The organism is Streptomyces carpinensis, assembly GCF_002154505.1.
Taxonomy (GTDB): Bacteria; Actinomycetota; Actinomycetes; order Streptomycetales; family Streptomycetaceae; genus Streptomyces; species Streptomyces carpinensis.
The window spans coordinates 1-9,127 of sequence record NZ_MUBM01000425.1 but is presented as its reverse complement, the minus strand read 5'-3'; the positions used below and the strand labels follow the sequence as shown (position 1 = coordinate 9,127).

The 9,127-nt window shown below is 69.8% G+C and carries 11 protein-coding genes; 2 read left to right on the top strand and 9 right to left on the bottom strand.

From position 1 onward, the window contains the following. The first annotated feature begins 20 nt into the window (after positions 1-20). Positions 21-728 carry a B3/B4 domain-containing protein gene (locus BZY54_RS41810; protein ID WP_086730594.1) on the top strand — a complete coding sequence of 236 codons (708 nt, stop codon included), beginning with the start codon at positions 21-23 and terminating at the stop codon, positions 726-728. A 192-nt stretch (positions 729-920) separates the two neighbouring features. Here the strand turns inward: BZY54_RS41810 and BZY54_RS41805 are convergent, their stop codons facing one another. After that, positions 921-1,466 carry a GNAT family N-acetyltransferase gene (locus BZY54_RS41805; protein WP_086730595.1) on the bottom strand — a complete coding sequence of 182 codons (546 nt, stop codon included), beginning with the start codon at positions 1,464-1,466 and terminating at the stop codon, positions 921-923. Between the two features lie 187 nt (positions 1,467-1,653). Then, positions 1,654-2,400 (bottom strand): alpha/beta fold hydrolase, encoded by a 747-nt coding sequence (locus tag BZY54_RS41800; protein WP_244217598.1) that lies wholly within the window; start codon positions 2,398-2,400, stop codon positions 1,654-1,656. Positions 2,401-2,730: 330 nt separating this feature from the next. Here BZY54_RS41800 and BZY54_RS41795 point away from each other — a divergent pair, with 330 nt between their 5' ends. Then, positions 2,731-3,879, top strand: a complete 1,149-nt coding sequence (locus tag BZY54_RS41795) for an alpha/beta hydrolase (protein ID WP_086730592.1) — start codon at positions 2,731-2,733, stop codon at positions 3,877-3,879. A 106-nt stretch (positions 3,880-3,985) separates the two neighbouring features. Here BZY54_RS41795 and BZY54_RS41790 read toward each other — a convergent pair whose 3' ends face one another. The 7 genes from BZY54_RS41790 to BZY54_RS41755 all read right to left on the bottom strand — a co-directional run. Then, positions 3,986-4,621 carry a maleylpyruvate isomerase N-terminal domain-containing protein gene (locus tag BZY54_RS41790; RefSeq protein ID WP_086730591.1) on the bottom strand — a complete coding sequence of 212 codons (636 nt, stop codon included), beginning with the start codon at positions 4,619-4,621 and terminating at the stop codon, positions 3,986-3,988. Positions 4,622-5,063: 442 nt separating this feature from the next. Continuing rightward, on the bottom strand, positions 5,064-5,444 hold the full coding sequence (locus tag BZY54_RS55715; protein ID WP_425276372.1) for a DUF6875 domain-containing protein: 381 nt from the start codon (positions 5,442-5,444) through the stop codon (positions 5,064-5,066). Between the two features lie 48 nt (positions 5,445-5,492). After that, a complete protein-coding gene (locus BZY54_RS50570; protein WP_143668249.1) occupies positions 5,493-5,693 on the bottom strand; it encodes a hypothetical protein in 201 nt (66 codons plus the stop codon). 414 nt (positions 5,694-6,107) lie between these two features. Continuing rightward, on the bottom strand, positions 6,108-7,112 hold the full coding sequence (locus BZY54_RS41770; RefSeq protein ID WP_086730587.1) for a DUF2891 domain-containing protein: 1,005 nt from the start codon (positions 7,110-7,112) through the stop codon (positions 6,108-6,110). Continuing rightward, positions 7,112-7,762, bottom strand: coding sequence for a pyroglutamyl-peptidase I (gene pcp, locus BZY54_RS41765; RefSeq protein ID WP_086730586.1), 651 nt, complete (start codon positions 7,760-7,762; stop codon positions 7,112-7,114). The genes BZY54_RS41770 and pcp overlap by 1 nt, the downstream gene beginning before the upstream one ends. Before the next feature lie 62 nt (positions 7,763-7,824). Next, entirely contained in the window at positions 7,825-8,799 is a 975-nt protein-coding gene (locus BZY54_RS41760; protein ID WP_086730585.1) for a DUF979 domain-containing protein, read from the bottom strand. Continuing rightward, positions 8,796-9,127 (bottom strand): 5-oxoproline transporter, DUF969 family subunit (locus BZY54_RS41755; protein WP_143668248.1); only part of this gene is annotated, 332 nt, incomplete at its 5' end. The genes BZY54_RS41760 and BZY54_RS41755, both read right to left, overlap by 4 nt.

Sequence of the window (9,127 nt, the reverse complement as noted above, 5' to 3'; positions counted from 1 at the left end):
CACGAAACGAAACGGTGCACATGCCCTCCTTTCGCATCAGCCCCGCCGTCGCCGACGCCTTCCCCGACACCCTCATCGCTCTCGTCACGGCCGCCGGCCTGCGCGGCCACGAACCCTGGCCGGACACCGCCACCGCACTGACGGACCTGGAGCAGCAACTGGCCAACGGCACCTGGCAGCCCGCCGACGAGACCGACCCCCGCATCCAGGCGTGGCACACCGCATACCGCTCCTTCGGCACCAACCCCCGCCGCATCCGCCCCAGCGTCGACGCCCTCGGCCGCCGCCTCGCCAAGAAGGGCAGCCTGCCGCGCATCAACCCCGCCGTCGACTCCTACAACGCCGTCTCCGTCCACCACGGCCTGCCCGCCGGCGCCTTCGACCTCGACCACGTCACCGGCGACGTCGACATCCACCACGCCCAGGGCGGCGAGGAGTTCACCCCGCTCGGCGAACCCGGCACCGTGGAGAACCCCAAGCCCGGCGAGATCATCTACGCCGACACCACCGGCGTCCTGACCCGCCACTGGAACCACCGCGACGCCCACCGCACCCGCGTCACCGAGGACTCCACCCGCGTCGCCTTCGTCCTCGAAACCCTCCACGCCGCCCGCGACGGCCACCTCCTCAAGGTCGCGGCCGAGGAACTGCAGGGCCTGCTCATCCCGCACACCGAACAGACCGCCGTGCACTACCTCAGCCCGGCACAGCCCGAGGCCACCGTCTGACCTACCGCCGCCCGCGGGTGGGCGTCACCGAGCGACTGGAAGCCGAGGTCGCCTTCGCCGGTCCGGGAGATCACAGCGCCGGCCCTCCGGCCGGGTGGTGCACACGGTTCGTGGCGCACACGGCCGGGCCGGGGGCAGGTGGCGGGACCGCGGCGACGCCGACGTACATGGTGTCCTCGCAGGCCTTGCCCTTCACACCGGTCGACGCCCTTCGGGCCGGAGCCGATACACCACACTCCGGCGCAGCGGCCCGTCGGGCACGCTCGGGTCGTCGAAGTCATCGGCCGGATCGCGGGTCATGCCGATACGACGCATCACCGCCTGCGAACGGAGATTGGTGGCCGTCGTCACCGCAAGGATCTCCGCCAGCCCGAGACGTTCGAAGCCGAAACCGATGACCGCTCGGGCGGCCTCGGTGGCATAGCCGTGTCCCCACGCCCGACGGGCCAGGCGCCAGCCACATTCCACCCCCGTGAACGGCATGCCCTCATCCACCGGATCCAGCCCGGTGAACCCGATGAACTCGCCGGTCGTCCTCACCTCCACGGCCCACCATCCCCAGCCTCGCCGGTCGAGATCAGCTTGAAAACGGGCCGCGGACGCCTTGCTCTGCTCTCGCGTGAGCACGTCCGGGAAGTACTCACGGACCTGCGGATCAGCATTCATCGCCGCCCACGGGTCGAGGTCGGACTCCCTCCAGCCGCGGAGCACAAGGCGATCGGTTCGCAGTTCAGACATCACGCCAATCTGGCGTTCTCACGCACGCGAGGCAATCGAATATCGGCGACGGCCCAGACGGCAGCGCACAGCCGCCCGCGCCATCGTCCTGACGTCGCGGCCCGGGTGCGGCATGATCTAGGGCTCTCGTTCGGATCATGCCGGGCTCGCGGGCCTCCCTGATCCGGCCTGATCCAAACGAAAGACCCTAGCCGGCCGCCGTCGCGGCTTGGAGGATCAGGTCGGCGACGGCATCCGGCTCGGCGATGAGGGACACATGGCAGGAGTCGATCTCCTCCGTGTGGGAGTGGGCCCGCTTGGCCTGGAATCGCTCCTGGTCCGGGCTGATGGTCATGTCCTGCCGGCCCACGAGGGCCCAGGACGGGATGTCCTTCCAGGCGGCGACCTTGGCCGTCTCGGAGAATGCCGTCGTGGCGGCCGGGCGCTGGGTGACGCCCAGCAGATTCGCCTGGCTCTCCGACAGGCAGTTCGCGAAGACCGGGTGGACCTTGTCCCTCTTCAGGTAGAGGTCGGTGCCGCTCATATCGACGCTCTTGTACGGCACGGAGTCGGTGGCGGTGGCGAGGGCGCTCGGGAAGCGTGCGGACAGCGACATGCCGCTCTCGCCGACGTCGGGCATCAGCGCGTTGATGTACACCAGGGACTTCACCCGGGGATTGCCGGCCGCGGCCGTGCTGATGACGGCACCGCCGTAGGAGTGGCCGGCCAGAACGATCGGACCCTTGATCGACTTCAGGACGGAGGCGATGTACGCAGCGTCGCTGTACAGGCCGCGCAGCGGGTTGGCCGGGGCCATGACGGTGTAGCCGCGGCGCTTGAGCCGTTCGATCACTCCGTTCCAGCTGGAGCCGTCCGCGAAGGCACCGTGGACCAGGACGATGGTCGGCTTGGCCCCGCCCGCCCCGCCCACCGCCACAGCCGGGTGCGCGGTCACCGCGCACAGGGCGGCGGCCGCACACCCGGCCGTCGCAACGCGAAGGCGTGCGGCGTGGAGCAGTGAGCCACGTATCGCAGTTAGCGTCATCTCGACCTCGCTCTTGAAGGGGCCTACGGCACCTCAGCGTTCACGCAGTCGGCCGAATGGGCCCGCCGGCACCGTCCATCCGGGTGACTCGGGCGGCGGGGCATCGAGGTGACTGCTCACGCCTTCTTGCCGCTGTCACTCCAGTGGCCCACCTTCGATTGTCCGAAGGAAGGAGCGGCAAACAGGCTGGGTCCAGGTCTCGGACACAGGTCTCGGGCATCCCGGCGAGGAGCAACTGCCATGAACCGTACGATTCAGCGCTGCCGGCTGCGGCGCAGGGCCCGCTGTGTCGGCGCCATAGCCGCCACGCTCACCGTGGCCGTCGGCCTGGCCTCGTGCGGCACGCGGAAGACTTCCGGGACTGTGGACCAGCCTGCCGCCGCCGCGGCGTCCATCGCCCACGTCCCGTGCGGAGATCCACCGGTGACGCTCGAGAAACAGGATCAGGACTTCCTGGATGGACTGGCGGCCGCCGACGGTACGCCGCTCTACAAGCTCTCGTACGCGGCGGCCCGGGACGTACTGAACAAGTTGCAGGCCGGACCGGTGAACATGCTGCCGGCCGAGATCACCGAACGTTCCGTCCCCGGTGGCCCCACGGGCCCGGTGTCCGTGCACGTGGTCCGCCCGGAAGGTGTTGCCGGAGACCTGCCCGGCATCGTCTACATCCATGGTGGCGGATGGGTGCTCGGCAACTTCAGGACCCACGAGCGGCTGGTGCGGCAGATCGCCGACGGGGCGCGTGCCGCAGTCGTCTTCGTCGACTACACCCCCTCGCCCGAGGCGCAGTTCCCCGTTCCCGTCGAGCAGGCCTACGCCGTCGCAAAGTGGGTCGCCGCCAACGGCCACCAGGTCGGCGTCGACCCCTCACGCCTCGCCGTCGCAGGCGACTCCGTGGGCGGCGACATGACCGCCGCCGTCACCCTGCTCGCCAAGCAGCGCGGTGGCCCGCACTTCAGGCAGCAGGTGATGCTGTACCCGGTGACGGACGCCGACTTCGACACACCCTCCTACCACCGCTTCGCCGAGAACTGCTGGCTCACCCGGCCGGCCATGAAGTGGTTCTGGGACGCCTACGCCCCTGACGTCAAGGACCGCGACAACCCCATCGCCTCTCCCCTGCGCGCAAGTCTCGACCAACTGCGCGGACTGCCGCCCGCGCTGGTGATCACGGACTCCGACGTACTGCTCGACGCGGCCGACGCCTACGCGAGAAGGCTCAGGCAGGCGGGTGTGTCCGTCGCCCTCACGCACTACCCGGCCATCACGCACGACTTCATGATGCTCGACGCCCTGGCCGGAACCGCTGCGGACAAGAAGGCTGTCGCCGAGACCACAGAGACGCTTCACAAGGCGCTTTACAAGGACGAGACCGGCTCCGGCAAGTGACGTGCCATCAGGGTGTCCGGACGACTCAGCGCGTCGCAAACCGGGGAGAACCGTGTCAAGGACGCAAGAAGGGTCACCGTACCGGCACAACCACGGCCTGCGCGGCTCAGAGCGCGTTGACCGCGGATGGCGCCCGCTCCGCGCGAGACAAGGCGCGCAGCAACGCTGCCTGGCCGTGTCGGCGGACGGCCAGTCTGCCCAGCAATGTCAGCACGGGATCAAAAGCCCTGGCCGAGAGCTCCGGCGCGGCGAGGCCCACGCTGACGGCCAAGTCGTCCATGTGAACGGCGAGTTCCATCATGCGCGTCACAAGGAAGTCGTCGAGGCTCAGCGCCCACCCGGTTTGGGGCATGAACACGACCCAGTCATCCGGGATCACCGGAAGGCCCACCGCCTGGCCCGCAAGTGCCGCGCGGGCGCGATCTTGCAGCGCTCGGGCGCCTTCGGACGCGATGTCCTCACCCTTCGCCCGAATGCCGGCGTTCACCTCGCTGTCGAGTGGCGCATCGATCCACGCGGCGCGGGCGTAATGCTCGAGGAGCGGGATCGGCACCTCTCGCGATGCGGGTTCCCGCAGGGCTGGAGTGACGCTGAAGACCTGGTAGGCAAGATGGCCGGCCAGGGCGCCGACGGTCATCTCCTTCAGCGCGCTGGGCTTCTGCCAGGAGGCAGCGACTTCCGGGGCACCGAGCAGTGTCACCGCCTGAGCCGCAACGTCCAGATACGCGTCCGTCAGACCCATCGGACCCCCGTTATCGACTGACCCCAGTATGCCCGGCGGCCCGGGAGATTGCAGGCGCCGGCTTGCGGTGAGCCCGAGGCGTGGCAGTGCGTAGCTGCAGGGCGTGGTCCATGCGTATGTCCCCCTGAGACGGTCCGGCGTTCGCGCCCCAGCATGGAGGAGTCCGGCAGACGGCACCTGAGTACGCGTACTCGACCGGACAGTGGAGGAGTTGGAAGCGGTCCAGGCCAGGGCCGAGTCCATGGGCAGGTGCCGAACCACCGGCGCTGGCCGTGCCCCGGCACACATGTTCGGCCGAGCTGGCCTCCGGAAGCGAGTCCTGTTGTCGTGACGGACAGTGATGGCGTCGCAGAAGTTGTGCCAGAGCCCGAGTTACAACAGCGGGTGTTCACCGCTCGCGGAGGCACCCACTTCGAGCCAGTATCGATGTTCGCGAGAACGGTCAGCACCCCGTCGGCATGATGGATTGGTGATCAATCCGATAGCCCCGGTGGTGCCCCCTGGCCGGATGAAGCAGACCCGTCAGCCCGACTTGGCACCCCCTGAGGGCATACGTCTGCGCCCCTGACGGGAGAGTGACGCGCAGGTTCTGGTGCAGTCGTGTCTCGATCCGGACACCCAGCACTGGAACCGCCCCGGTCAGCTGACCGTCGGGGCAGCCCAGGGTCGTCAGGCGCGCAAGGCCCTGCTCGGGACCGGGCGGCGTGCAGACCGCGGACAGCACACGTACCAGGTCCTGACGGCGGGAGGTGGCAACGTAGGGACACACCGGGCCGCGCCGGCCGAGCTGCGGGTCGGGACGCTGATGTAGTGGGTCAGCCAGGTCTCGATCTGGCGAAGGGCCGCCTGATCCGGCGTACGGAAGATCACGTCATCGCCCGTCATGCGCGTACCCCGGGGCGAGATCGGACGTGAAGGCGTCGACGGTGCGTCGTTCGACGTGCGAGACGCACACGATGTGCGCGCGGTCTCCTTCCACCGCCACGTGCCATTTCTCGACCACCCAGGGCGCGGGCCGGGCGAACGTGACCACGATGGAGTACTCCAGCCGGTCGAGAGCGGCCTGCGGCACCGTTGCGAGGGTCTCGGCGGCGTACGCCGCAGTGTCCAGACAGTACCGGACCCGCTGGCGCAGTCCCTGGTGACCCCAGGCTCGCAGCCGTCGCCACAGGAGCAGGACAGCAAGACCGGACCGCGAGCAACCCCGAGTCCGGTGGGTGGCACTCACGTACTCGGCGCCCACTGTTCCCGCGCCAACGAGGTCCCGGCGAAGGTGAACGTCTCCGGATGGCCGATGGTCGTCCAGTCGGGGTGCAGGGTGAGGTCCGCGGCGGCATGCCGCGCCGTGTCGTACTCATCCGGGTGCGGTGGGACGGCCGTGGGCTCTTCTGGGCCAGTAGAGGAGGGGGCAGACATAAGGCTCCGATGGCCGGTGTGCGAGGGCGCCCTCGCACACCGGCCGCACCCAGGCTGTCACGGGCGATCGCTATTGCGCGTCGAGCGCCAGCGCGGCGAAGGAGGCCAGCCAGTGATCAGTGGTGAAGTCGCCGCGTTCCACGGCGGGCAGGCCCGCCTTGACGTGGGCTTCGGCCGCCTCGGCCAGGCGCGTGCGGACCGGCCCGTCCGGCAGTGCGGCCGCGATCGAGCGCAGTGCGGCGACCCTGCTGAGGGTGAGCCCCAGCAGATGGCCGATCTGCGGGTCGGCGTGGTCGGAGACCACGGGCACGTCCAGCAGCGGGCAGGGTGCGCCGGAGCGCAGCGCGGGCAGGAAGCCGTCGAGCCACTGCGCGAACCGCTCCCCGTCCAGCACCCTGCGCATCGCGTCGGCCTCGGTCAGCGCCGGGGACAGGAAGTCCTGGCCCGACGGTTCCCAGTGTGCGGGTGCGTCGTGGTCGTCGGCGAACCAGGCCAGCAGGCGTTCCCGTGCGGCGTCGGCGGTCGCGGCGGACAGTTCCCCCGCGTCGAGCACGAGACCCAGTGCGAAGGCGCTGTTGGGATGGTTCCCGTGGCGTACCGGATAGGTGGCCTTCGGCAGCCAGTCCGCCAGCAGGCGGTCGACGGCGGCGACCCCCGGGGCCAGGGCCTCGGCCCAGCGGGCGCCGGCCGGGCCCCCGTACGCCCGGCACTCGGCGGCGAGCGCGACCAGCCAGGCCCAGCCGTACGGCCGCTCGAAGGAGGGCCGGTCCAGCAGATAGGCGGCCTCGGTGGCGATGTTCTCGGGGGTGAGGTGCCTGTCGAGTACGGCGACGACCGGCTCTGTGTCCGTGAAGGCGGGTGTTCCGCCGTGACGGCGCAGCAGGCGGACGAGCAGCCAGTGCATGTGGACGGAGGAATGCCAGTCGTAGGCACCGTAGAAGGCCGGATGCAGCGTGCTCGGCCGGAGTTGCTCGTCCGGTGAGATCACCAGGTGAGCGGGGAAGTTGGGGTACTCGCGCGTGACGTTGGCGAGGGCGATGCGGGCGAAGTCGGCCGCGTGGGCGGTGAGCGGCATCAGTGGGTGGCTCCCTCGGTGACCTTGAGGTCCTGCTCTGCGGGGATGTCGGCGGCAATGACCAGCAGGGCGCGCAGGCCGCGGGCGACCGTGGCGGGCTCCAGCACCGCGGCGGTGCCGTCGGTGACCTGCTCCGGAGCCCAGGGGACATGCACGAAACCACCGCGTACGCCGGGGAATTCGGTGGCGATGAGGTGGCCGAGGCCATAGGCGACGTGGTTGCAGACGAACGTGCCGGCGGTGTTCGACACGGCGGCCGGGACTCCGGCCCCGCGCAGGGCTGCGACGCAGGCCTTCACCGGGAGTGCGGAGAAGTACGCGGCGGGGCCGCCCGGCACGACCGGCTCGTCGATGGGCTGGTTGCCCGCGTTGTCGGGGATGCGTGCGTCGTCGACGTTGACGGCGACGCGTTCGACGGTGACGCCGGGGCGGCCGCCCGCCTGGCCCAGGCAGAGCACCAGGTCGGGGGCCGACGCGTGGATGGCGTCGCGCAGTGCGTCGATGGACTTGCCGAACACGCAGGGGAGTTCGGTGGCGGTGACGGTGAGTCCGGCGGGCGGGTCGGCGGCCACGAGGGAGGCCGCCTGCCACGACGGGTTCACGCTCTCGCCGCCGAAGGGGGCGAAGCCGGTAATGAGCACGCGCGTCATGGCAATTCCCTTCACGGGTGGGAGTGGCTCGGATGTGCGAGGGCCCGAGGGCGATGGGCGGCTCAGAAGGCGAACACCGACATGATCACGGTGCAGCAGACCAGAAGCGGGAGCGCCGTGGGGATCTGCGCCTTGATCGGTCCGTACTGGTCCTTCAGTTCGAGCAGCGTGGCCGGGACGATGTTGAAGTTGGCGGCCATCGGCGTGCACAGGGTGCCGCTGAAGCCGGCCAGCATGCCGATCGCCAGGACGGCAGGCTCGTTGCCGTGCATCTGCTGGATGAGGATCGGCCAGCCGATGGCCGCGGTCATCACGGGGAAGGCCGCGAAGGCGTTGCCCATGATCACCGTGAACAGGAACATGCCGACGCAGTAGGCGATCACGGCGAGGTACTTGGAGTTGCCCGGCAGGACGTCGTGCACGATCTTGCCGACCTGCGTGCCGACGCCGGCCAGAGCGAAGATCGAGCCGAGCACGGCGAGGAGTTGAGGCAGCAGCAGGGCGGAGCCCATCGCCTCGAGCATGGAGCGGCCGGAGTGGATCGGGACGGAGAGCTTCTTTTCGCCGGTGACGAGCATGCCGACGACGAGGGCGACGAGAGATCCGACGCCGAGCCCGATGAGGGTGGCCTGACCCTTCTCGAACAGGCCGGAGTCGTCGAGCACGGCGGCGCAGATGATGGCGACGAGCGGAATCGTCAGGGCGGGGACGAAGATCTTGCTGCCGAGCCGGCCGGCGGAGGCTTCACGCTGCTCGGCCGTGGTGGTGACCGGGACGCCCTTGCCGAGGAAGTTGAACCCGGCGAGCACGATCAGGGCGAGGACCGCGACGCCGAGCGGTTCGGCGGGCAGCGTCCAGCCGCCCTTGCCCGACTCGGCGTTGGCGACTCCGGTGCCGTACGGGAAGGTGAGTCCGAGCAGGCCCCAGAACCCGGCGGACGTCCAGCGCCTGGGGTTGCTGCGGTCGGCCGCCATCTGCACTGCCATGACGACGAAGACGAGGCCCACCAGCCAGTAGAGCCATTCGACCTTGATCACTTGGTGGTCTCCTTCGGAAGCGGCAGGTCGTGCTCTGCGGCGGCGAGTGCCATCTCGCGCTCCAGTTGCCTGTCCAGGAGCAGCAGGCGGGCGCCGTGGACGACGAAGGCGCAGGCCGCGAGCGGTATCGCCCACAGGGCCAGCTGGGTCGGTTCGATGTGCTGCTTGTACGTCGAGTTCACGAAGCCGGTGATCAGCAGGATCGAGCCGATCGCGATGAAGCAGTCCTCGCCGAAGAAGACGCCCACGGTGTCGGACGACGCCGCGTAGGAACGCACCTTCTCGCGCAGGCGGTCCGGCAGTGGCGCGCCCGCCGAGCGCTCGGCGG

What these genes read in the sequence shown, in the direction of transcription:
- BZY54_RS41810 (WP_086730594.1), top strand. Translation starts at nt 21, where the DNA reads ATGCCCTCCTTTCGCATCAGCCCCGCCGTCGCCGACGCCTTCCCCGAC.
- BZY54_RS41805 (WP_086730595.1), bottom strand. Translation starts at nt 1,466, where the DNA reads ATGTCTGAACTGCGAACCGATCGCCTTGTGCTCCGCGGCTGGAGGGAG.
- BZY54_RS41795 (WP_086730592.1), top strand. Translation starts at nt 2,731, where the DNA reads ATGAACCGTACGATTCAGCGCTGCCGGCTGCGGCGCAGGGCCCGCTGT.
- BZY54_RS41790 (WP_086730591.1), bottom strand. Translation starts at nt 4,621, where the DNA reads ATGGGTCTGACGGACGCGTATCTGGACGTTGCGGCTCAGGCGGTGACA.
- BZY54_RS41770 (WP_086730587.1), bottom strand. Translation starts at nt 7,112, where the DNA reads ATGCCGCTCACCGCCCACGCGGCCGACTTCGCCCGCATCGCCCTCGCC.
- pcp (WP_086730586.1), bottom strand. Translation starts at nt 7,762, where the DNA reads ATGACGCGCGTGCTCATTACCGGCTTCGCCCCCTTCGGCGGCGAGAGC.